Raw genomic sequence first — 23,148 nt, forward strand, 5'->3', positions numbered from 1 at the left:
GTCCGTTGTCAGTGGCGCCTGTTACGTTCTGTGACATGACCGATCACTGCCTGCGGCTGCTCCGGCAGCACCGTCGCCTGGCCGAACTGGCGGCGTTCCCCTTCAACTTCGACCTGGACCGGGCCGCCGACGGCCATGCCGAGCCGGTCCGTCTCGCCTCCGGTGGCGCACTGGAGACGGTGGCGGGCTGCGACACGGGCGGCACGTATTTCGTGTGCGCGGACGGCTCGTTGCTGTACGCGGACTCGGAGGGCTCGGCCGGGATCATAGGGTCGTCCGCCGACGAGGCGCTGGAGATCGTGATCGGCCTGCCCGGCTGGCGCGACTATGTTCACCTGACTCCGGCGGACGGCGAGCAGGCGATCCTCGCGCGCGTGGCCGAGGTCGAGGACGAGATCCGGGAGTACCACGGCATCGACGCCGAGCGCGCCGAACTCCGTGCCGCCCTGGGCCTGCCCGACCGCTCCCCCGTCGAACTGGTCGGCATGCTGCACACGGCGCTGCTGCGCACCGAGCCGGACTTCCTCCTGCTCAACGCGGCGGAGGGCTGCGCCCACGACCTGCTCGACCCGCACCCCCGGCCGCCGTTGTGGGAGTCGGTGCGGCACGAGGTGCCCGGCGACCCGGCCGCCGAGCCGCTGTCGACCTGGATCACGCTGGCCGTCGACCAGGGGCTGACCGAACTCGCCAGGGTCGCGCTGATCCGCCGGTTGGACGAGATATTCATGGACCAGAGCGCACTGCTCCGCCCCGGCAGCAGAAAGGAGCTCGACCTGTCGCCCCTGCGCTGGCTGGCCGGGGAGTTCGAGCGGCTGGGCGACCGGCAACAGGCCGAGCGCGCCCAGCACTTGTACACGGCCCTCCGGAAATAGCCGTACGCAGGGGCAGATTCCCTCGGGTCAGCCGACCGGCAGCGCCGGGGCGAGCGGCGGCCGGTCCGGGAGGAAACCGTGGGCGCGGCGGGCGAGGTGGTCCGGCTGGTAACGGTCCACTCGCTGGTGCCAGTTGAGGACGCCGGCCATCCAGTTCTGCAGATCACGGACATAGACCCCCATGGCCTCACGGGCCTCGGCCGACAGCTCGAAGTCGTCGTACACGACCGGGAGTTCGCTCCCGACGACATGCTCGAACTGCCGCATCCGCTGGGTCATCAGGTCGTGTACGACACGGAGTGCGGCCGGGTAGTCGACGCCGAAGAAGTTCTGGACGACGAGGATCGCGTTGTGCAGCTCGCCCTCGTACTGGATCTCCTTCTGGTAGGAGAAGACGTCGTTGACGAGCATGCCGTAGTCGATGGCGGCGTTCTCCAGGGAGCGGACCGGGCCGCTGCGGTAGACCTCCGGTGGGATCGCGGGCGCGTGGCCGCGGCGGGCCAGGCTCAGGGTGAGGTCGGAGCCGAACGTGGACCTGCGCATCTCCAGGTAGTCGATGGGGTCGGGGATACGGTGCTGGAGCTGGTTGGACATCTCCCAGAGCCAGCTCTCGGTCATCGTGTCGACGGACCGCCTGAGGAAGAGCCGGTCCTCGGGGCTCATCCCGGCGGTGGTGCGCGCCCACAGGTCGATCAGGCCGCGCTCCATGCCGCTGACCGGGACGGGGACGGGTTCACCGGCGAGCGGCATGCAGGCGGACAGCCGGGCCGTGGCCTGCCGGGCGCCGGCCAGGTCGCGCCGGGTGCCGAAACAGAGGGGGTAGTAGTCGTCGGCGTAGGTGCCCCAGGCCAGCCACTGGGCGCTGAGGTCGAGCTCCTCGGGGGTGGCGTCCGGGTCGAGGCCTGCGGCGCAGAGCACGAGGTCGTTGGCGGTGAGCTTGTCCTCGTCCCAGACACCCTCGGCGAGCATGCCGGTGGAGTGCATCCAGGCGGTCAGGCGGGGGCGGGCGGCGTCGAGGTGCGGGCTGAGCTCGGCCTCGTACGGCATGTGGAAGTCGGGCAGAAGGGAGGGGCCGACCTGCTGGAAGGGCACGTGGGAGTAGGCGCGCAGACGCTCCGCGGCGGCCGTGGCGAGTAAGGCGCCGACGTCCGCAGCGGAGGTACCGGGGCCGGTCAGGCTCTGCCAGGGGGCGGCCGTGGTGGCGCCCCGGTTCATGTAGCGGCTGGAGCGCAGGTGCCATTCGTGGCCGCCGGACTGCCAGTCCTGCAGGCCCTTGGTGTAGGCGGCGATCGCGACGGCCTGGTCGGGGGTGAGGCCCTTCTCGGCGGCGAGCGCGGGCACTTCGGTGAGGGCGGTGTGCTCGAACTGGTGGAGGCGGGAGGTGAGGATGTCGTTGACCGTGTCGGCGGCTTCCTGGGTGCTGCAGTCGAAGAAGGTCTCCAGGACCAGCACGCCGTTGCTGTTCTCGCCCTCGTCCTCGACCTCGCGCTGGTAGGAGAAGAGGTCGTTGCGCAGGTGGACGGCGTCGGCGAAGGTCTCCATCAGCACCCGGAGCGGCCGCGAGCCGGCGGCGGCCGCGGGCACCTCGGCCGTCGCGTACTCGACGAGCCCCGCCGACCAGGGGGCGCCGCCGACCTTGCGGCGCATCTCGATGTACTCGACGGGGTTGGCGATCCGGCCCTCGTTCATGTTGGCCAGCTCCCACATCGACTCGTTCAGCAGGTGCTCGGTGGCGACCGAGAACCGGCGGCGCCAGTCGACCGACATCGACGGCACCGTGCGCGCCCACAGGTCGGCGAGGCCCGCCTCGACCGGGTTCTGCGGCTCCGGCACGGGCGTCGACAGGTCGAGCGGCATGAACAGCGGGAGCCGGTCGAGATGGGCCTTGCCGGCGGCGCGGTCCTGGGTGCGCTTGTACATGTCGAGGAAGTGGTCGTCGAAGAAGAACACCCACACGTACCAGTCGGTGATCAGCGAGAGCGCGGGGCCGTCGCAGTCGGGGTGGGTGTAGCTGCACAGCAGGCCGTAGTCGTGTGCCTCCAGGTCGGCCTGGGTCCAGATCCCGGACCCCTCCAGCATGCCCATCGCGCGGGCCCACTCGGTGGAATGGGCCCGCGCCTCCTCCAGATGCGGGTTGAGCCGCGCGGGATACGGCATGTAGAAGTGCGGGAGTTCGAACGGCTGCGTCATGGCCGAGGCCCTACCCGTGCACTTCAACGGCCATCCACCGCGCGGCACATGATCACACCATCGCGTGAACCGGGCCGGATTCCGGGACCTTCGGCCGGGTTCTGTGGCGTTCCTCGGTCACCCTCGTCCCCGTCCGCACCCCGGTGCTCAGCCGGCCGCAGCGCCGAACCACCTGGCCAACTGCCCCCGCAGGTCCTCCTGGTCCTCGCCGGCCCACGCCACATGGCCGTCCGGCCGGAGCAGTACGGCCGGCACGTCCAGTTCCTCGCTGACGTCGACGACGTGGTCGACCCGGTCCGCCCAGCCCGCCGCCGAGAGCCGGCCGGTCTGGTCCAGCAGCAGCCCGCGGCCGTCGTGCGTCAGCGCGTAGAGGCGCCCGCGCTTCAGCTGCACGTCCCGCAGCCGCCGGCCGAGGAGTTCATGTCCCGCGCCGAAGTCGTAGCGGACCGAGATCGCGGTGATCTTCTCGATCAGGTACCGGTTCACCTCCTCGAAGCCCAGCAGTTCCGTCACCAGCCGGCGCACCGCCCGGGCACCGGGTGCGGCGGACAGCAGTTCGCTCTGCGCGCGGGTGTTGTCCAGTACGGCGGCGGCCACCGGGTGCCGTTCGCAGTGGTAGCTGTCCAGCAGGCCCTCCGGTGCCCAGCCGTTCACCTCGGCGGCCAGCTTCCAGCCGAGGTTGAAGGCGTCCTGGATGCCGAGGTTGAGCCCCTGGCCGCCGGTCGGCGGGTGGATGTGCGCCGCGTCGCCGGCCAGCAGCACCCGGCCGACCCGGTAGCGCTCGGCCAGCCGGGTGGCGTCGCCGAAGCGGGAGATCCAGCGCGGGGAGTGCACGCCGAAGTCGGTGCCGGCGAACTCCCGCAGCCGCGCCCTGAACTCCTCCAGGGTCGGCGGGACCCTGCGGTCCTCGGACAGCCCGTCGGCGGGCACGATGACGCGGTACACGCCGTCCTCGCGGGGCATGACGCCGAACCGCGCGCTGTTCCTGCGGACCTCGGCCACCACGGCGGCCAGTTCCCCGGGTGTCACGGCCACCTCCAGCTCGCCCAGCCAGGTCTCGCTGGTGGCCGGTTCGCCGGGGAAGCCGACGCCGAGCAGCCCGCGCACCGTGCTGCGGCCGCCGTCGCAGCCGACGAGGTAGCGCGAGCGCAGCCGTGTGCCGTCCGCCAGGTCGACGGTCACCCCGTCGTCGTCCTGGCTCAGTCCGGCCAGTTCACCGCCGCGCCGGATCTCGGCGCCGAGTCCGCCGGCGTGCTCGGCCAGCAGGCGCTCGGTGGTGGTCTGGGGAATGCCGAGGACATAGGAATGCGCGGTGTCCAGCCGGTCGGGCCACGGCGAGAGAATGCCGGCGAAGAATCCGGCGGTCGCGAACTTCTGGCCCCGCGCGAGAAACCGCTCCAGCAGACCGCGCTGGTCCATTATCTCGACACTGCGCGCGTGCAGGCCGAGCGCGCGGGACTGGCCGGCCGGGAACGTCTCCTTCTCCAGCACGAGCACCCGCACACCGTGCAGCCGCAGTTCGCCGGCCAGCATCAGTCCGGTCGGTCCGCCGCCGGCGATGATCACGTCGAGCATCGAATTCCCCCATAGAAAACCCGCAGGTGGTGACTCCGGGCGCAGATTCTGCACCGCCGACGGGGCCTTGCCGCAAGGCCCCCGGTGCGCTATACGTTGAGAGTGGCGAGGAGAGCGTGAACTCCTCGCTTTTGCTTTTTGCAGCCGTCCCACCGTGCTCTCCGCCGTCTTGCCGGACCCCGCCGCACCGGCCACCGTGGTCCCATGACCGCCTCCGACGGCAGCGGCACCGCCCCGCCCGTGCCCGACGTCTTCGACCCGCGCCGGTACGCCGCCGCCGTGCCGTACGCCGACTATCGCGTCCTGCGCGATCATCACCCCGTGGCCTGGCAGCCGGAGCCGGAGGTGCTGGGCTGGCCGGCCGGGCCGGGGTTCTGGGCGGTGGCACGGCACGCGGACGTGGTGCGGGTGCTCAGGGACCCGGGGACGTACTCCTCGCGTCTCGGCGCGACCCAGATCCGGGATCCGGACCCGGCGGATCTGCCGTTCATCCGGCGCATGATGCTCAATCAGGACCCCCCGGACCACGGGCGGTTGCGGCGGACGGTGAGCCGGGCCTTCACACCGGGGCGGATCGAGCGGTTCGAGGCGGTGGTACGGCAGCGGGCGCGGGCCCTGTTCGACCGGGCGCTGCGGACGGCGCGGGACGGGGACGGCACGGTCGACCTGGTCGCCGCCGTCACCGACGAGTACGCCCTGCTCAACCTCGCCGACCTGCTGGGCGTCCCGGACGGCGACCGCGGACTGCTGCTGCACTGGACACAGCGGGTGATCGGTTACCAGGACCCGGACGAGGCCGGGCCCCGGACGGTCGACGAGCGGGGCCGGCCGGTCGATCCGCGGTCGCCCGCGATGCTGCGGGACATGTTCGCGTACGCCCGTGAACTCGCCGCGTACAAACGCCGGAACCCGGCGGACGACGTCATGACGGCCCTCGCCCGGGACGACGAACTCGCCGACGGCGAACTGGAGATGTTCTTCTTCCTGCTCACGGTCGCCGGCAACGACACCGTGCGGTCGGCCGCCCCCGGTGGACTGCTGGCACTGGCCGAACACCCGGAGTCGTACCGCCTGTTGCGCGCCGGGAAGGTGCGGGCCGACACCGCGGTGGAGGAGTTGCTGCGCTGGCATCCCCCGGTGCTGACCTTCCGCCGCACCGCCGCGCGGGACACCGAGCTGGGCGGGCAGCGCATCGCCAAGGGCGACAAGGTGGTCGTGCTGCATGCCTCGGCCAACCGTGACGGGCGGGCCTTCGCCGATCCCGACCGGCTCGACCTCGGCCGTACCCCGAACCCGCATGTGTCCTTCGGGGACGGGCCGCACGTCTGCCTGGGCGCCCACTTCGCCCGGCTCCAGCTGCGCACGCTCTACGCCCAGGCGCCGTCCTCGCTGCTTCCGGCCGGGCCCGCCGGGCGGCTGGTCTCGAACTTCATCAACGGGCTCAAGTCGCTGCCGACGGCCGTGGGTTGACCTGGATCAGGGCGTGGGTGCCGGCCGTGCGCCAGCGCTCTCCCCCGGCCGCGTCCAGGGCCGCCTCGGTGTCCGCGGAGAGACCGGTGACGACATCGGACTTGAGGGTGCGCAGGGCGGCCACCGGGCCGGGGAACCAGGCGGTGACGTCGGCGAAGGGTGTGGTCGGGGGCCAGCGGCGATCGCCCACCAGACGGCGGTAGTTGAGGTCGCCCTTGAAGACCGTCAGCGCGGCGGAGGCGAACTCGGCGCGCAGGTCGTCGGGCATCCGGTCGTACGGCAGCGGGGCGCAGGAGAAGGGGTGGGCGCGCACGGTGAGGCGGCCGTCCGACATCGCGGACCAGAGGGTACGGCCGTGGCGGGCGGCGGCACCCGAGGCCGCGGTGAGCCGGCGCAGGGCGTCGACGACGTCGGCGGTGGTGGCGTCGGAGACGTAGTACGGGTACGGCTTGATGTGCAGGACCGCGTCTTCGGCACGCCCCGTGTCCAGGAGGTGGGCGATCAGCAGCAGGTCGGGGACGAGTTCACGGCCCGCGTTGTCGGCGACCAGACAGAGGGTGCCGCCGTCGAGCAGGGGCCACAGGGCCGCGCTGTCGTCGGCGACCAGGGCGGATACGGCCTCGCCCGACTCGCCGGCGGAGAGACGGAAACCCAGGTCGGCACGGTTGCCCCAGAGGGAGCCGTGCAGCAGGGCCTGGTCCGGGTCACCGTCCAGGGTGTCGAGGGCGGCCAGTTCCTCGTCGGTCTCCTTGGCGTCGAGTTCGGCGAGCTTGAACGGGCGGAAGGGGTCCACGCCCTGCCAGGGCCCGGTGCCGAAGTAGCCGACGGCGTCGAGGAGCCGGCGGTAGAAGTAGCTCTCGGACCACAGCCACGGCACGTCGAACCAGGACTGTCCGGTGTAGCTGTCCAGGCCCCAGTCGCCCCACCGGTCGTCGCCGGGAAGGGGTTCGATCGCGCCCTCGGTGCAGTTGTGCAGCAACTCGTCGAGGGCGCGGTGCTGCTCGGGGCCGTACGGGAAGGCGTCCCGCACCTGGCGGATGATCGCGGGGTGCCGTTCGGCCAGCACGCTGTGCGGGAACGGGCCGGTGGTGCCGAGGATCACGGGTGCGGCGGCGGAGTCGGGCATGGTCGCCACGCTATCGCGCGGGTTGCCCGGCTCCGCCGATCCACGGTGCCTGTCACGCCGTTCTGATCTCGCGCTCCAACTGCGTGGCGAGGGTCATGTACCGGGCGCGCCGGTGCACCGGGACCAGGCCGCGGATCATCAGGTACCACATCTCGGCGACCCTGCGCGGCAGTCGCGTCACCGGCTCCAGGTTGCGGCCGGCGACCCGGGTGCCGACGAAGAAGCAGACCAGGGAGTGGGCGACCGCGCCGACGTCGATGTCCGGGTGCACATCGGACTCCTTGACGGCGCCCATGAGTTTACGGGTGGAGAACTCCAGCCACTCCGTGAACGGGTGTCTGAGCGGCGGCCGTACGGTGACGTCCGCGGTGGCGAGCCGCAGTCCGGCGCGCGGGATCGGGCCGTCGACGGAGAGCCGGGCGATCGCGAACGTGGTGCGCATCAGGCCCTCCAGCGAGGAGTAGCCGCGGCTGTCCATCTCCCTCACCACCTGGCTGGAGGTGCGGGACTGGAGCTCCATGATGGCCTGCGCCAGGTCCTCCTTGGCGGCGAAGTGGAAGTAGAGCGCCCCCTTGGTGACCTTCGCGTGTTCGACGATCTCGCTCAGGCTGGTGGATTCATAGCCGCGCCGGTCGAAAAGGTCGGCGGCGGCCGTGATGATCGTGGCGCGGGTCTGCTCCGCGCGTAACTGCCTCGCCATCGACTCAACGCTCCTTCACGGCTTCACCACTTCACGGCTTCACGGCTTTCAAACCGACGGGACATGCGGTTTGTTTTTTACCCCGTGCACACGATAGCTCACCGTGCGGCAACAGGGAGCACCTGTGCGGACCTGGTGACGGACACGTGCAAGTCGCGCGCACGGCGGCACGACCGGCGTCCACACTGCACAAACGGACGGGATCAGAACGCGTCCCTCCCTCGTGTTCACACCGGTTTCCGGAAGCGATGCGGGCGACCGGGCGCACATCGGTGATCGCCACGATACGAGCCGGACGGTTGGTTCTCAATGGCACTCGGGAAGTCCGTAAAACGGACGAGACGGTCGGTGGCCCACACATCGCCCGGCCCTGTGATCAACCGCGCTGAACAGTGCGCGCCCGATGCGCGTACTCACCTCAGCAGACCCCGTACCCGCGCTGCCGAGGAGAAGTCCCGGATGATCCGGACGACCGCCCGCCTGAGAGTCATGGGAGCCGTCGCGACGGCTCCGCTTCTGCTCCTGTCGTGGGCGGCGGGGTCCGCCCAGGCGCACGGCGCGCCCACCGATCCCGCCAGCCGCGCCTACGTCTGCTCCCCCAGCGGGGGCAGCGCCACGACGGCGGCCTGCAAGGCGGCGATCGCGGCGAGCGGGCAGAACTTCGTCGCCTGGGACGACGTGCGGGTGGCGGGCGTCAACGGCCGTGACCGGCAGGTGATTCCGGACGGCAAGCTGTGCAGCGGCAACCTGCCGGCGTACAAGGGGCTCGACCTGGCGCGGGCGGACTGGCCCGCGACCGAACTGACCCCGGGCGCCCGGCTGACGATGACGTACACCGCGACGATCGCGCACACGGGCACGTTCAGGCTGTATCTGACGAAGCCCGGCTACGATCCGGCGAAGCCCCTGAAGTGGTCCGATCTGTCCGCTCAGCCCTTCGCCGAGGTCAAGGACCCGCCGCTGACGAACGGGGCGTACCACTTCAGCGCGACGCTGCCGACCGGCCGGACGGGCCGTCAGATGCTCTACACCGTCTGGCAGACCACCAGCACGCCGGACACCTACTACTCGTGTTCCGACGTGGTGTTCAGGGCGAAGAAGGCCGCGGGACAGGGCTCGGGCAAGGACGCCGGGCAGAGCGCGGGCAAGGACGGCGGGGCGGCGGCGAGTGCGAAGCCGCAGGTGAGTGCCACGCCGACGCCCGGCGCCTCGAAGAGCGCCGACACCCCGGCACGACAGACGGCGACGGCGACCCCGGTCGCCCCAACGACCGGAACCGCCGCCGCCGACAGCACTCCCGTGGCCTCCGACACGAACCCCGGTTCGGGCCCGTCGGCGCCACTGCTGGCGGGCGGCGCCGCCGCGGTGCTGGTGCTCACCGGGGGCGCCGCCCTGGCGTTGCGTCTGCGTCGACGCTAACGGCCTTTGTAACAAGGTCAGTTGACGTAGACGGCGGCGCCGTTGTCGCTGACCGGGGCGTACTTCGCGGTGAAGTAGCCGGCGGAGGGGCAGAGGATGGAGCCCGAGGACTTCGTGAACGCCTGGCTGCTGAAGGCGAGGCTGTTGTCGGTGTTGCTGCTCGTGCCGCTCAGGCTCGCGGCCTGGTAGACACAGGTGATGCTGCCCAGCAGGGTGGTCAGCTTGACCGTGGTCTGGATGGTCGAGCCGCTCGGCGGGGTGACCGTGACCGACCCGTCCGAGGAGACCGCGGTGGTGTACGGCATGTTGTCGACCGTGATGCTGGAGACGCCGGTCACGCCGGTCACGTTGCTGGTGCAGCTGCTGAAGGTCTGCGCGGTGGCCGACTCGGTGGCGGTGCCGGAGGCGGCGGGGTTGTCGGTGACCGTCGCGGTGAAGGTCGAGGCCGCACAGGTGATGCCGCTGGTGCTGGTGGAGCTGGAGTAGAGGGTGGCGGTGGTGCCGCTGGCCAGCGACGCGGTGAGGGTGTCACCGACCGCGACGGCGGTGCCGCCGGCGCTGCCCGTGGTGAGCACGCTGCCGTCGGCGGAGGCGGGAACGGCGACCGCGAGCGAGAGGGCGGCGACGGTTCCGGCGATGGTGAGGAGGGATCGCGTACGCATGCGGGTTTGCCTCTTTCCTTGGGGGACTTGCGTGAGGTGAGGTGGGGGATTCGGGCGCGCGGTGCGGCGCCAGCCGTTGCCGGCCCGTAACGCCTTCTCCGTACGTGACGGACCGGCAACGGCAGCCGTGCCGGACACCGGCCGAAAGCCTGGGGGGTTAGGCCTCCGGCCGGGCCGGTTGAGGGCGATCGGGCACGGCCCCTGGGGGGAAGCGACCGTGCCGACGCCGCTGATGCGGAGCGATCATCGAGGAGGCCGGGAAGCGGCCGATGCCGCTCGGCGGATCCGGCGCCACGGATCCGAAGGAAACCAGGGAGAGTTGTAGACCTGATCGACCGTCAACGTCAAGGCTGATCAAGGGAGTTGAGAAACCGATCAAGGGAATGCAAGGTCGGAACACAACTGACGCATATTCAACACCCTTTTTTCACAACTGCCTTGACCCTGAAAAGTAACCGCCGGTAACTTTCGGCATGGCTACTGCTGCGTAACGAGAAAGCCCTTGCGCCCGCCGGGAGTTGTGAGGAGGCGTGCGCGGCAGCCGCTGTCCGCGCCAGGACAACGTGCCACTGAAGCCCAACCCGCGTGACTAATGCATGGGAGCAGACATGGCCATGTCCCCGGACGTTCCGTCCGCCGACAACACGCCTGAGAACCCGGGAAGCGGTTCTCTTTCCGAAACGCCAGACACCACCGGGGGCACCGGAGGGACACCGAGACGGGGACGGGTCCGGGGCCGCCGGGCCGCCATGATGGCGGTGCCGGCCACCCTGGCCCTCGCCGGCATCGGGGTCCTGACCGCCCAGGGGGTGCTGGGGGTGACGCTGTTCATCTCCGGCATGCCCTTCACGGTCACCGCCAAGTCGCTCGACGGCACCGGCTTCGAACAGTTCGGCGCGCTCGACACCATGGCCGACGGCAGCCCGAACGCCGGTGACACCGGTGGCCAGGTGCTGGTCGTCACCTCCGCGATCAAGAAGGCGACTCTGGACGGTCTGTGCCAGAGCGTCGACCTCGGCGGCACCAACCTGCTCATCAAGGCGGGCAACGGCTCGTCGAAGGTGCAGGCGACCGATCTGACCACCGACTCGACCCTGCTGACGGGCGACGCGTCCTTCAACAACATCGAGATCGGCAACGACGCGAGCACCCTCACCAAGGCCGGGGTCCAGGGCCCCATCGGCGTCTTCAGCCAGCAGGCCGACACCGTGCACATCGACAACCTGCGGCAGACCAACTACAAGACCACCGCAGGGACGTTCACGCTTCCCGGCCTGAAACTCAGCTTCAGCGACACGGGTTGCTGATGTCCGGCACAGACACTCCAGATCAGGGGTGGCGGCCCGCCTTCCGCGGTTGGCGGGCCCGTCGGCCGTTCCTGGGCGGTCTGCTGCTGACCCTGGGCGGCGCCTGGATCCTGGTCACCGTGAAGGCCTCGTTGAAGGTCGTCGTCCATATCGGCGTGCAGGGTGTGGCGGGCTATCTGCTGCCGGCGGTCATGGTGCTGTGCGGCCTGCTGACCCTCTTCAGCCCCTCGCAGCGCCTCTTCTACTCCATCCTCGGCATGCTGTGCTCCCTGGCCAGCTGGATCACCTCCAACCTGGGAGGCTTCTTCGTGGGCCTCGCCCTCGGGGCCGTCGGCAGCTGCATGATCTTCGGCTGGCTGCCGGACCAGGAGCCGCGGGTGAGCCGGCGCAAGCGCAGGAAGCAGGCGCGGTCGGCGGACACAGTGCAGGCGTAGTGACCGTGTGAACGACGGCCTCCGCGTCCTCTCCGCCGACCGGCGGCGGGGGCGCGGAGGCCTCTTGTCCGAGAACACTACGGCGTTGGCCGAGGCCGACCCGCCTCACGGACCGAGCAGGACCACAGACGCGGCCGGGCCCAGTACACCGTCGGGCAGTTCGGCCCTCTCCGCCGTCCCGTCGACCACGCCGACCAGGAACGCGAGCAGGCCACCCGGGCACTCCCACCAGCCGCCGTTGCGCCCGCCGGCGACCACCGGCCACTGCTGGGGATCCCGGCCGGCCGTGCGCCAGTAGAAGACGTCTCCTTCGAGCGACTCGCCCCACGGCAGCAGCCCTCCCGGCTCCGGGTAGACCGTGTAGTCCTCGGTGTCGCCGGACTCCCAGAGATCCCGCAGGATTTCGAGGCCGTACCGCACCCCTTCCGCGTACTCCTCCTCTCGTCCGGGCGCAGGACTCCAGATCCGGAGGAACTCGTCGATCTCGACCGGGGGGTAGGCCTCGGCGAACTCCTTGAAGTCCGCCGGCAGACCGACCCCCAGTGAGCGCTCCAGGGCGAGCCAGTCGACCCGGCGGGCCGAGGCCGGACGCACCGCCCGCAGCCCATGGATCGCGCGTTCGAGGTCCGAAAGGTTCAGCATGTGTCCTGCCAGCTCGAGTTGTTCTCCACTGTCACATCGAACAGCGGTCCGGCCTTGGTGGTGGCCGTCATGTGTATTCCGGTGGGTATGGGGTTCGTGTCGTCGGAGTACTCCAAGGTCGCGGAATACTGCACCCAGTTCCCCTTCTCGAGTTGCGTCACCATCCTCTTCTCACACCGCCGCATGCCGCTCTTGTTCATACGGTCGAATCCGGTGAAGAGGTTCTCGGCCTTCGGTGCCCCGTTGAACTGGTCACCGATGATGTGGGTCTTGTTGTAGGTCGCCCTTCCCGGGCCGAGGCTGTTCGTGGGACCGTCCGGGAACCCGGCCACGGGGACCGAGTCGATGCTGTCCCGTTTACTGCCCTTCGGTTTCAGGTCCGACGGACAGATCAGGGCGGTCGCCCCCTGGGCCCGGTTCTCCGCGTCCAGGTCCTCGTACTGGTAGCGGACGTCACGTGGCACGGTGCCGCACTTGTTGTCCTCATCGGTCGCCGTCCCGTTGCCGCCGGCGCCGTTGGTGGCCGTGGCGACGCTCGGATCGGTGGCCGCCGACGAACTGGTGGCCTGGTGAGCGGCGGCCGCGGCCGCGTCCTCGTCCGGGGTGGTGCCGATGACCGGGGTGGTGTTGACGCCGCCGAGGTTCTGGTTCTTGGGGCGGGTGGGGATGCCGTGGGCGCCGCAGTCGTCGTCCGCCGAGGCGGCCAGGACGAGCCCGAAGAGGAGTTCCTCGGCGCTGGCCGAGGCGAGTTCCTCCCAGATGACGTCGCCGGCCGCCTCCAGGCCCTCGGCGGCGGCAGCCCCGCCGCCCGCGGAGCTCGCGGCGCCGTAACCGTAGGTCAGCGCCCCGCCGAGCGCGACTCCGTAGTAGAGGGACGAGTAGCCCCCGGACGAGCTGTAGGAGCCGTACGAGTTGCCGTAGGAGACGCTGTACGAGCCCGAGTCGGAGCCCGAACCGTGGCCGCCCGAGCGGCCCGACGGCTCCCAGTTCATGGCGTCGTTGAACTCGTTCTCGAACTGCCGCTCCTGGTCGGCGATCTGCTGCTGCAGTGCCCGTTCGTCGGCCTCGTTCTGGGCCATCTTCCGGGCGTTCTCGCGCTTCCAGGCGTTGTACTGGTCCTGGGAGTACTTCTCCATCCGGTCCCAGGCACCCGCCTGCCACTGCTTGAGATAGGCCTGCTGTGCCTCGTACGCCTCCTCCTGGGCCTTGATGTCGTCGCTGGTGCAGGCGTCGTGGCCGGAGGTGTCCGTGGCGTCGAGCGGATCGTCGTTGCCGTACGCGTACGGGTTGGCGTTGACGGCGGGGGTGGGCGGGTTGCTCACCATGTCGGCGCTGGTGAAGTCGCCGTTGGCCGGGTTGTACCAGCGGGCGGCAGCGTTGACGTAGCCCGTGGCCGGGTCGGTCCAGCCGGACTGGTAGCCGAGGTCGGTCCGGCTGCCGCTGGTGGCGGTCGGCGTGCCGTAGGCGTCGTAGGCGGTGGAACCGGTGAGCGCCGTGCCGGTGGCCGTGAACGTGCCGGTGACGTCGCCGTGGCTGTTGGTCAGGGCGAGGCCGGCGCTCGTACCGTCGGCCGCGCTTACCGCGAGCACACCGTCGCCCGCGTCCCGGGCGAACTTCTGGGTGCCGTCGGAGACGGGGTTGTTGGTGCCGTCGGCGTAGCTGAAGGCGGCACTGCGGCCGCCCGAGCTCGCGGTGGCCGGCCGGCCCAGGCCGTCGTAGCTGTAGCTGCCGCCGGTACCGGTGGCGGTCAGCTCGTCGAAGGCGTCGGAGGTGTAGGTGGTGGTGGAGCCGCCGGAGGTGACGCTCGACGTTGTTCCGCGCGCGGTGTAGGCGTACGAGGTGGTGGCCGACCCGCTGGTGACGGAGGTCAGTTCGTTGCGGGCGTTGTACGTGGCGGTGGCGCCGCCGGCGCTGGTGCGGTTGCCGTTGGCGTCGTAGCCGTAGCTGGTGGTGGTCGAGCCGGTGGCCGCGGACTTCAGACGACCGGCGTAGTCGTAGTCATAGGTGCTGGTGCCGGAGCCGGCCGTGCCGGTGGTGGTCTGGGTGGCGATCTGGCCGTCGGCGTTGTACGTGTACGCGACCGACGCCTCCGTCGTCCCCGAGGAGGTCTTCAGGACGTCGGAGGAGAGCTGGTGGGAGGCGTTGTAGTCGTAGGACCTGGTCGCGCCGCCCGTGCCGTAGGAGACGGACTTGGTCTGGCCGAGCTGGTTGTAGGTGAGCGTGGCCGTGGTGCCGGTCAGCGGGTCGGTCTCGCTGTCGACCCGGTCGTCGGCGTCGTAGCCGAAGGTGGCGGTGCCGGTGGCGTCCGTACGGGTGGCGATGTCGCCGTTCGGGTCGTAGCCGTAGCTCGCGGTGCCGCCGGGGCCGGCCATGGTGAGGAGGAGACCGCGGTCGTCGTAGGCGAATGTGTCGGTGCCGGTCGGTGCGGAGACGGAGGTGAGACGGCCGTCGTCGTCGTAGCCGAAGGAGCGGGCCGCGGTGGCGGCCTCGGCGCCGGTGCCGGACTCGGCGGTCAGCAGGCCGTTCTCGTCGTGGGTCTCGGTGATCGTGATCCCGCCCGGGCGGGTGAGCGTGTGCTGGTTGCCGTCGGCGTCGTAGGAGAAGGTCGTGGTGCGGTCGGCGGCCGAGGTGAGACCGGTGACGCTGGGGGCGACGCTGGTCTCCTGCCCGCCCAGCGGGTTGTAGGTGTAATAGGTCGCGTTCTTGTCGGCGTCGGTGTAGCGGGTCTCGTTGCCCGCGGCGTCGTAGCCGAAGGAGGTCGTGATCGAGGTACTCGCGTCGACCGGCTGGGTCTGGCTGACGGTCCGGTTGAGCGCATCGAAGGTGGCGGTGGTGGTGTGCTGGCGGGCGTCGGTGGCCGAGGTCTGGTTGCCCGCCGCGTCGTAGCCGTACGAGGTGGAGCTGAGGGTGGCGCCGTTCGCGTCGAGCCGGGCGGCCGAGACGAGCCGCTCCGCCTGGTCGTAGCCCTGTGTGGTCGCCGTGAGGTCGGGGGCGGTGGTCCTGATGAGCTGCCCGGCGACGTCGTACGCGTACGAGGTGGTGTTGTGCAGCGGGTCCGTCACCGTGCTGATCTCGCCGAGGGCGTCGTAGCCCGCCGTCGAGGTGTTGTGCAGCGGGTCCTCGATCGAGGTGAGGTCGCCGAGGCCGTCGTAGCCGTACTTCGTCGTGTAGGCCGCCGGGGTGGGCCTGCTCTCCACCTGGGTGCTGGTGGCCTCGCGGCCGAGCGCGTCGTACGTCGCCTCGGTCCTGGCGCCGGTCGGGTCGGTGGTGTTGAGGACCTCACCGTCGGTGTCGTGGCCGAGGTGGGTGACCAGGCCGCCCGGCAGGGTCTGCTGGACGCGGTCGCCGAGCTGGTCGTAGACGTACGACGCGGTGTGCTGCAGCGGGTCGGTCTCGGTGTGGACGTCGCCGAGCGCGTCGTACGTGTAGGAGGTGGTCGGGGTGACGGTGCCGGAGCCGTCCGGCGGGGTGTACGCCGGCTGGGAGACGGCCTGGACGCGGCCGTCGAGGTCGTAGGTGGTCGTCACGATGTTGCCGTCGGCGTCGTCGGTCTCCACCGGCTCGCCGAAGGTGTCGTAGCCCGACTGCGCGACGGCCACGGTCTGCTGGGCCGCTCCCCCGCCGGTCTCGGTGCTGACGGGCGGCGAGGTCGTGGCGGTGAGCCGGCCGTCCTCGTCGTAGGCGTAGGTGGTGGTGTACGCGGACGCGGTGGCTCCGGCGGCGTTGCCGCGCGCGTCGGTCATCGTGACGGGCAGGCCCCGCTGGTCGTAGGTCCAGGTGGTGGTGAGCGGCGCGGAGCCCGCGGTGCCGGCCGAGGTGTGCAGCGCGGCGACCTCGGTGGCGGACAGGACGCGGTTGTACGTCTGGACGTTGCTGACCGAGCCGTTGAAGTACTGGGCCGCGGCCCCGGCGGTGTATCCGCGGCCGATGACGAACGGCCCGGAGCTCGCGATGGGTGTGGTGTCCGTCGCCGTGTTCTGGGCGGTGCCGTTGACGTAGAGCGTCATCTTGCCGCTGCTCGCGTCGTACGTGCCGACCAGGTGGGTCCAGGTGTTGAGGGTGGGGGCGGCGGTGGAGGTGGCACCTGCGAGGGTCGGGGACGCGACGTCGGTGGTGGCCCGGTCGAACGCCCACCGGCCCGCGGTCGGGTTGTAGTCGAGCGAGAACCCGGCGGCCTGGGTGCCCTGCTGGGCCATGACCGTCTGCCAGGTGCCGGTCGGGGTGGTGGTGATCTTCGCCCAGGCGGACACCGAGAAGCTCTTCGTGGTGTCGACCACGGACCCGCCGGTGGCGATCTGTCCGGCCCCGGCGAAGACGGCGGAGCCGCCGTTCTCCGTCGACCAGCTCGTCGAGGCGTTCAGGGTGCCGGCGTTCCCGGCGCCGGAGTGGTCGCCCGCGGACGGGTTCTCACCGTCGTCCAGCTTCCACCAGCCCGCCGCTCCCACGGTGACCGGGGACTCGCCGGTGGTGGTGGCCGAGGTGTAGAGCTGGCCGATCTCGACCGGCTTGAGTTCGCGCCCGTAGAGCTGGACGTCGCGGACCCGGCCCGCGAACCAGTTGACCGAGGCGCCGGCGGCCTTGCCCCGGCCGATCGCGACGCCCACGGTGCTGGCCATCGGCGTGGGGTCGGTCACCAGTGTGCAGTTGAGGCAGTTGCCGCTGACCTCGACGTCGTTGACGTACAGGCTCAGGTTGCCGAGCGCGTCCATGACGCCGACCAGGTGGGTCCAGGTGCCGGCGATGGCCGCAGTGGGGTCGCTGGCGACGTAGTTGGTGGCCGTGCTGGTGTCGTTGCTCGCACGGACGAAGGCCCAGGACTTGGTGGTGTGGTTGTACTCGAGCTGGAAGGCGCTGTTCTGGGCGCCCTGTTGGCTGACGACCGTGAAGTCCTTCGTGGTGCTGGTGGCGCTCAGGTAGGCCCACGCCGAGACGGAGAAGGCCTTGCTGGTGTCCACGACGGGTGTGCCGCTGGTGAGGACGGCGCCCGAAGTGCCGTTGAGGGAGGTGTAGTTGCTTCCCGGCGGCCCCCAGGAGGTGCCGGTGGACGGCGTGCCGGTGAAGCCGTTGCCCGAGGAGTCGGCGGCCGTGACCGCGCCCTCGGTGAGCGGCCAGTAGCCGGTCGGCCCCGTGGAGTCGGTGCGTACGGACTGGGCGGTGCGGTTCCCTGCGGCGTCGTAGGAGTAGCCGAGCTGCCGGGTCTGGCCGCCGCCGGTGAGGATGCGGGACAGGACGTTGTCGTCCGGGTCGAAGGTGTTGACGGTGATCCGGTTGACGCCCGACGGGTCGACCACGGTCTTGGCGGTCCGGTCGGCGGCGTCCACGGTGTACTGGGTCTGCTTGAGGCAGGCCGTGCCGGACCAGACGTCGCACTCCCACGTCATGTTGCCGGCGGCGTCGTAGTCATAGGCCTTGGTGGTCGTGGCGACGGAGGTGCCGGAGGCGTCGGTCTGCGACTGGAGCAGGTTGTCGTCGAAGTAGCTGTAGGCGGTGGTCCGGCCCATCGAGTCGGTGACGGAGGCGAGCCGCCCCGCCGGGTCGTAGGCCCGGGACTCCACGACCAGGTCGGTCGGGTCGGAGGGTGCGGTCGGGTCGCCGGTCCAGCCGAGCAGGGTGGTGGTGAGCAGCTGCCCGGTCGGCGAGTAGGCGTAGCGGTAGGTGGTGCCGGCCGCGTCGGTCCGGGTCGTCCGGCGGCCGAAGCTGTCGTAGGTGTACCCGGTGACCTGGCCTGCCGGGTCGGTGACGGTCTTGACGCGGTCGTTGTCGTCGTAGACGTAGGCGGTGGCGCGGGTGGTGTCGTGGCCGGTGGTGTCGGCGGTCGACGTGCCGGTCAGGTCGCCGTCCGCGTCGTACGTGTACGTCGTCTTCGGGGTGTGGGTGACGCCCCTGACCGCGTCGGTGGTCGCCGGGCCCGTCTCGGTGAGGGTCCGGCCCAGCGGGTCGTAGGTGTACGTGGTCTGCACGCCGCCGACCGGCGCGCCGGTGGAGGAGAACGTCACCGGGTAGACGTCGGAGCCGACCGCCTTCGTGGTGAGGTGGCCGAGTGGGTCGTCCAGGTAGTAGGCGATCTGACCGGACGGGTCCGTCTCGCTGCAGACCTGCCCGCGGTTGTCGGTGCCGCAGTAGTGGTAGCGGGTGACCTTGCCGCTGGGATCGGTGACCGTGGCGAGCATCCCGTACACCTCGGTGTACACGACGCCGATGTTGTTGGTGAAGGTCTCGTTGTCGTTGTAGTACGTGTATCTGGTCTTCCGGCCGTTCGGATAGTCCGGCGTCGGGGGCGTGGTGACGGAGGCCAGGGCGCCGAACGGGGTGTAGGTATAGGCCGTCCGGTAGGCCGGGTCGGCGGTGCCGGTGGCGCCGGAGCGGGCGTCGGCCGCGTAGAGGACCTTGCCGTTGAGCGGGTCCATCGGGTCGGACGCGTTGGTGTGGTAGCTGAAGTACGAGGTCTGGCAGGAGTTCGTCTGACGGCAGGTCGTCGTCGTCAGGACGTTGCCGTACACGTCGTGCCGACGGGTGGTCGCGTGCCCGTCGGGGTCGGTGACGGCGTCCTGGAAACCGAGGGAGTCGTAGGCGTACGTCGTCCGGCCGCCGCCCGCGTCGGTGACGGCAGTGGTGCGGTTCCCGTTGGACGGGTCGAAGGTGTACGTCTCGGTGTGCTGCGCGGGGTCGGTGACCGTCAGCGTGGTCGACGGCATGAGCAGGGTGGCCGAGCCCTTGGCCGTGTACAGCCCGAGCGGGGCCTCGACGCTGCTCTGGCCGAGGTCGGTCCGGTAGAGGCCGACCTGGCCGATCTCGCCGTTGAAGTACCCCTGCGCGTTGGCGGGCGGCTTCGGCCAGGAGCCGGCGACGTATCCGGCGCCGACGGTCACCGTGGTCTCGCCCCAGGTCTTGACCTGGCCGGCGATGGTCTTGCCGGTGCGGGTGGCCTGGCTCTGTCCGTCGAGCCACAGGGTCTGGCCGGTGCCGCTCGCGGTCATCACGACCAGGTGCCAGTTGCCGTCGTTGACCGCCGCCTTGGAGGCCATCGGGGAGAGGCTGCCGTCCCAGAACTGCCCGTGCAGCAGGCCGTCCGTGCCGATGTAGAGGGCCGGGGTGTAGCTGGTGGGCACCGAGCCGATCGGGGCGTTCTGGTACGAGAGGAGGACGCCGCCCGCCTGTTTGGTGTTGAACCACAGGGCGACGGAGGCGGTTCCGCTGCTGTCGTCGAGAGCTCCGGCGGGCAGTGACAGGGAGGAGTCGGTGCCGTTGAAGCCGGCCGCGGAGTCCCCGCCGGGGCCGAAGATGCCGGGTTCGCCGAGCATGACGTCGTTGTAGATGCCGTCCGACGTGCCGTCGGCCGGTTTGTCGACGCCGTACTGGTCGGCGGCGGTGAGGCCGGCCGACTCGGTCATCGGGTAGTCGTGGGCGGGCCGGGTGCCGCGGACGGCGCCGTAGTAGTAGTCGTTGCTGCCGATGGTGACCGGGGTGGCCAGCTGGTAGGCACCGCCGTCGGCGTCGGTGACGGAGGAGGCGCGGTCGGTCAGCGCGTCGTAGCCGACGGCGAGCGCGGTCTTGCCGGAGGGCAGGGTGGTGCCGGTCAGTTCGCGGGCGGCGAGAGTGGCGGAGGCGTACTCCTGCTGGACGGCGGGCAGGCCGAGCGGGTGCTGGAGGAAGGAGACGTCCTCGATCTGGCCGTTGAACCAGCCCAGGGCGTTCCCTGAGGGGATCGACGGCCAGGATCCGGCGAGTTCGCCCGCGCCGACGGTGGTGTAGGGCTGGCCGCTCACGGTGATGGTGCTGCCGGTGCGGGTGGCGACCTGGGCGCCGTCGAGGAACAGGGTCTGACCGGTGCGGGCCCCCGACAGCACCACGTAGTGCCACTTGCCGTCGTTGACGGCCGCGGGCGAGGCCATCGGCGTGGCCTTGCCGTCCCAGAACTCGGCATGGATCTTGCCGTCGCTGCCGATGTAGACGGACGGGGTGTAGTTCGCGGAGACGGCGGTACCGGGCTTTCCGCTCTGGTACGAGAAGAGCGTCCCGCCCGCCTGCGTGGTCCTGAACCACATGCCGACCGCGAGGTTGCTCGCGTTGGCCGGCAGGTTGTCCGGCAGCGCCAGGTAGGAGCTGGTGCCATTGAAGGAGGCCGCGGTGGCGGGCGTGCCGGCCAGCGGGCCCGCCTGGCCGAAGGTGACGTTGGCGGCGGTCGCGTCGGTGGTGCCCTCGTTGGCGACGACGCCGTCCTTGGCGGTGGCCGAGCCGGTCGCGTCGCCGAGCCGCCAGTAGTCCGTGGGGTTGGAGTCCAGGACCATCGAGGCGAAGTGCGATCCGGAGGTGGCGCCCGAGGTGTAGCTGTACTGGATGCAGGCCGTCGCGGTGGTGCTGCTGGAGGCGGGCGGACAGACCGAGGTGAGGTCGCCGGCGGAGTCGTAGCCGTACGTCCACGGGTTGCGGGTGGTCGCGAACAGGCCCGGTTTGGAGGTGACCTGGTCGACGTGCGGGACGTTCTTGACGGTGCCGTCGGAGGCGGTGACCTGCTGGACGCCCCAGGTGAGCTGGAGGGTGACGGGCATGTCGGCACTGTTGTGGTCGCCGTCGTCGAACCCGTTGTCCTGGCTCAGGTTGTAGCCGACCCCCGTGGGCTCCTCGGGCTTGACGGTGCTGCCGTCCGGAAGGGTGAGGGTGACGGGCAGCCACTGGACGTCCAGGCCGTGGCCGTTGCGGTTGCCGTACTGGGTCAGACCCCAGTAGGTCTGACCGGTGACCGGGTCGGTGACCTGGTTCTGGAAGAAGTACCGCGTGCCCGACTTCTCCGTCAGCATGAAGCCGGAGGTGCCGTACCCGGCCGCCGGTGCGGACAGGACGGCGTAGTCGCGGCCGGTGGGCTGTAGGTGCCGTCGCCGTTGGCGCCGAACCGTTCCTGACGGCCGTCCGCCAGGGTGATCACGACGTTGCCGGAGCCGTCCGCGTCCTCGGTGGCCCGCATGTCCAGCAGCGACGACCAGCCCGCGCCGAACGCCTTGAAGACACCGGGGTCGAGGCTGTTGTACGTGCGCTGGACGCTGAGCGTCGGGCCGTCGGACGGGCCGGGGACGGTCGCGTCGGTGGTCTGGGTCGAGTAGTCGCCGAGCTGCGGGTCGACGCCCTTGACGGTGGCGTCGTACGGGGCCGCGCCGAGGTGCGCGGTGACCAGCGGCTGGGGCGCGGCCGGGATGGTGAAGTAGTCGGGCGCGGACCACAGCGAGGCGGCGTTGCCGTCGCTGACCTGCGCGGTCCAGTAGAACGTCCTGCCGTAGGCGAGCTTGCCGGCCGGGACGGTCCAGGTGGACGTGGTGAGCGAGCCCGAGGAGGCCAGCGCGGTCGTCGAGCCGTTGGCGTAGACGTTGAACGAGTAACTGAGCGCGGTACCTGGGTAGTTGTCCGGGTCGTGCGCGGTCACGGCCAGCGTCGGGGTAAGGCTGAACACCGAGCCGTTGTTGCCGGGCGTGAACGTGTCGACGATCGGCGGGTTGTTGACCACGGGCAGGGAGTAACAGGTCTGCGGGACCCCGTAGGTGGAGAACAGCGTCCCGTTGTAGGACATGTCCCAGCAGATCAGATAGGTCTGCCCGGCGGTGAGCGCGGGAATCGACGCGGTGACGGTGACCGGCTTGTTCGGCGCGACCGTCGAGGGCATCACCGCCGGGGTCGCGGCGGGGCTGGTGAGCAGGGTGCGGGTGGTGCCGGAGACCGTGTAGAGCTGGTACGAGAGCTTGTAGCCGTTGGTCGGGGTCCAGGTGGCCGTGCCGCGGTTCTGCACGGTGACCTTGCCCCAGCCGGGCTGGTTGTTCCACGGCGAGGCGTAGCTGACCTCGGAGTAGGAGGCGCCGGCGCCGTTGGGCGTGTACTCGATGGCCAGGTAGGGGTCGTCGGCGTAGAACTCCTTGGCCGCCGCCGCGGTGGACGCCGCGCTGAGCCGCAGGCCGTAGTTGGCCGCCCAGCCGTGCGCCCAGTTCATCACCGTCTTGGTGTCGAGGCTGACGCCCTCCCACTGACGGCCGTTGGAGCAGTCGGTGCCGGCCGCGAAGGAGGCGGTGCCGATCTGGGTGCCGGCCGCGGGCCCGGGGTAGGTGTCGATCTTCGCCGGGTCCCAGGAGGCGGAGACGGTGGCGACGTTCACCGCCTCGGCCGAGCAGGCGCCGGTCGTGTCCAGGCCGGAGAACTCGGTGTCCAGCCAGAGTGTCGAGTTGACGATGTAGTCGTTGGCGAACTGGGTGCCGAAGCCACTGAACTGGAGGAACGAGTTGTAGTCGTGGCTCTGGTACTTGCCGACGTACAACTGCCCGTTGCCGTGGAAGTTCTGGGTGACGCCGGACTCGACGTAGGTCGAGGAGGAGGCGTTGCCCTGGCCGGTCGGGTTGCCCGCGGCGGCCGCGGTCCGGTAGGAGGCCACGGAGGCCGTTCCCGGGGTGGCGGTGGTCGTGGCGTCGACGGGGATGCGTGCCCAGGTGCCGTCGGACTTGCGGTAGTTGACGGCGTGGGTGTGGATCTGGGCGGTGTAGGTGCCGTCGGCGTTCTTGAAGACGGTCGTGGTGGCGGTGTCGAGCTTGGGCTGCTCCACGCTGGTGGACGCGACAAAGCCCCGATGCTTCTTCGTCGCCGGCGCGGCGACGGGCTTCGGGGCTTTGTGGATCCTGCTGCCGGAGTTCACCGGGTCGCTCTTCGCGCCGTGCGCCCGGTAGGCGCCCACCGCGCCCTTGACCTGGCCGGGACCGGAGTCGGCCAGCGAGCTTCCG

At 70.5% G+C, this 23,148-nt stretch carries 13 protein-coding genes; 5 read left to right on the forward strand and 8 right to left on the reverse strand.

Features of this window, described 5'->3' with window-relative positions; all coding sequences use genetic code 11:
• The first annotated feature begins 35 nt into the window (after positions 1-35).
• Entirely contained in the window at positions 36-872 is an 837-nt protein-coding gene (locus AB0D85_RS21655) for a hypothetical protein (RefSeq protein ID WP_362322466.1), read from the forward strand.
• A 27-nt stretch (positions 873-899) separates the two neighbouring features.
• Here the strand turns inward: AB0D85_RS21655 and cyc2 are convergent, their stop codons facing one another.
• On the reverse strand, positions 900-3,062 hold the full coding sequence (gene cyc2 / locus AB0D85_RS21660; RefSeq protein WP_362322468.1) for a germacradienol/geosmin synthase Cyc2: 2,163 nt from the start codon (positions 3,060-3,062) through the stop codon (positions 900-902).
• Between the two features lie 147 nt (positions 3,063-3,209).
• Positions 3,210-4,637 carry a rifampin monooxygenase gene (rox, locus tag AB0D85_RS21665; protein WP_362322470.1) on the reverse strand — a complete coding sequence of 476 codons (1,428 nt, stop codon included), beginning with the start codon at positions 4,635-4,637 and terminating at the stop codon, positions 3,210-3,212.
• Between the two features lie 204 nt (positions 4,638-4,841).
• Here rox and AB0D85_RS21670 point away from each other — a divergent pair, with 204 nt between their 5' ends.
• Positions 4,842-6,107, forward strand: a complete 1,266-nt coding sequence (locus AB0D85_RS21670; RefSeq protein ID WP_362322472.1) for a cytochrome P450 — start codon at positions 4,842-4,844, stop codon at positions 6,105-6,107.
• Here AB0D85_RS21670 and AB0D85_RS21675 read toward each other — a convergent pair.
• Entirely contained in the window at positions 6,079-7,233 is a 1,155-nt protein-coding gene (locus AB0D85_RS21675; RefSeq protein WP_362322474.1) for a damage-control phosphatase ARMT1 family protein, read from the reverse strand. The genes AB0D85_RS21670 and AB0D85_RS21675 overlap by 29 nt on opposite strands.
• Before the next feature lie 52 nt (positions 7,234-7,285).
• A complete protein-coding gene (locus AB0D85_RS21680; protein ID WP_362322476.1) occupies positions 7,286-7,933 on the reverse strand; it encodes a ScbR family autoregulator-binding transcription factor in 648 nt (215 codons plus the stop codon).
• Positions 7,934-8,392: 459 nt separating this feature from the next.
• On the opposite strand from AB0D85_RS21680, the gene AB0D85_RS21685 reads away from it, so the two are divergent.
• Entirely contained in the window at positions 8,393-9,352 is a 960-nt protein-coding gene (locus AB0D85_RS21685; protein WP_362322478.1) for a lytic polysaccharide monooxygenase, read from the forward strand.
• A gap of 17 nt (positions 9,353-9,369) precedes the next feature.
• Here AB0D85_RS21685 and AB0D85_RS21690 read toward each other — a convergent pair whose 3' ends face one another.
• Positions 9,370-10,014 (reverse strand): Tat pathway signal sequence domain protein, encoded by a 645-nt coding sequence (locus AB0D85_RS21690; protein WP_362322480.1) that lies wholly within the window; start codon positions 10,012-10,014, stop codon positions 9,370-9,372.
• A 608-nt stretch (positions 10,015-10,622) separates the two neighbouring features.
• On the opposite strand from AB0D85_RS21690, the gene AB0D85_RS21695 reads away from it, so the two are divergent.
• Both AB0D85_RS21695 and AB0D85_RS21700 read left to right on the forward strand, forming a co-directional pair.
• Positions 10,623-11,321 (forward strand): DUF6230 family protein, encoded by a 699-nt coding sequence (locus AB0D85_RS21695; RefSeq protein WP_362322482.1) that lies wholly within the window; start codon positions 10,623-10,625, stop codon positions 11,319-11,321.
• Complete coding sequence (locus tag AB0D85_RS21700) at positions 11,321-11,755, forward strand: DUF6114 domain-containing protein (RefSeq protein ID WP_362322484.1); 435 nt, start codon at positions 11,321-11,323, stop codon at positions 11,753-11,755. The genes AB0D85_RS21695 and AB0D85_RS21700 overlap by 1 nt, the downstream gene beginning before the upstream one ends.
• Before the next feature lie 105 nt (positions 11,756-11,860).
• On the opposite strand, the gene AB0D85_RS21705 is transcribed toward AB0D85_RS21700, so the two are convergent.
• From AB0D85_RS21705 to AB0D85_RS21715, 3 genes are read right to left on the reverse strand one after another with little or no spacing between them, the layout of a single operon-like run.
• Positions 11,861-12,397: an SMI1/KNR4 family protein gene (locus tag AB0D85_RS21705; RefSeq protein WP_362322486.1), complete on the reverse strand. Its 537-nt coding sequence runs from the start codon at positions 12,395-12,397 to the stop codon at positions 11,861-11,863.
• On the reverse strand, positions 12,391-21,195 hold the full coding sequence (locus tag AB0D85_RS21710) for a LamG-like jellyroll fold domain-containing protein (protein ID WP_362322488.1): 8,805 nt from the start codon (positions 21,193-21,195) through the stop codon (positions 12,391-12,393). Before AB0D85_RS21710 ends, AB0D85_RS21705 begins: the two co-directional genes overlap by 7 nt.
• Positions 21,189-23,102, reverse strand: a complete 1,914-nt coding sequence (locus AB0D85_RS21715) for a DUF6531 domain-containing protein (protein WP_362322490.1) — start codon at positions 23,100-23,102, stop codon at positions 21,189-21,191. Before AB0D85_RS21715 ends, AB0D85_RS21710 begins: the two co-directional genes overlap by 7 nt.
• Between the last annotated feature and the right edge of the window lie 46 nt (positions 23,103-23,148).

This window comes from Streptomyces sp. NPDC048277 (assembly GCF_040652235.1).
Classification (GTDB): domain Bacteria; phylum Actinomycetota; class Actinomycetes; order Streptomycetales; family Streptomycetaceae; genus Streptomyces.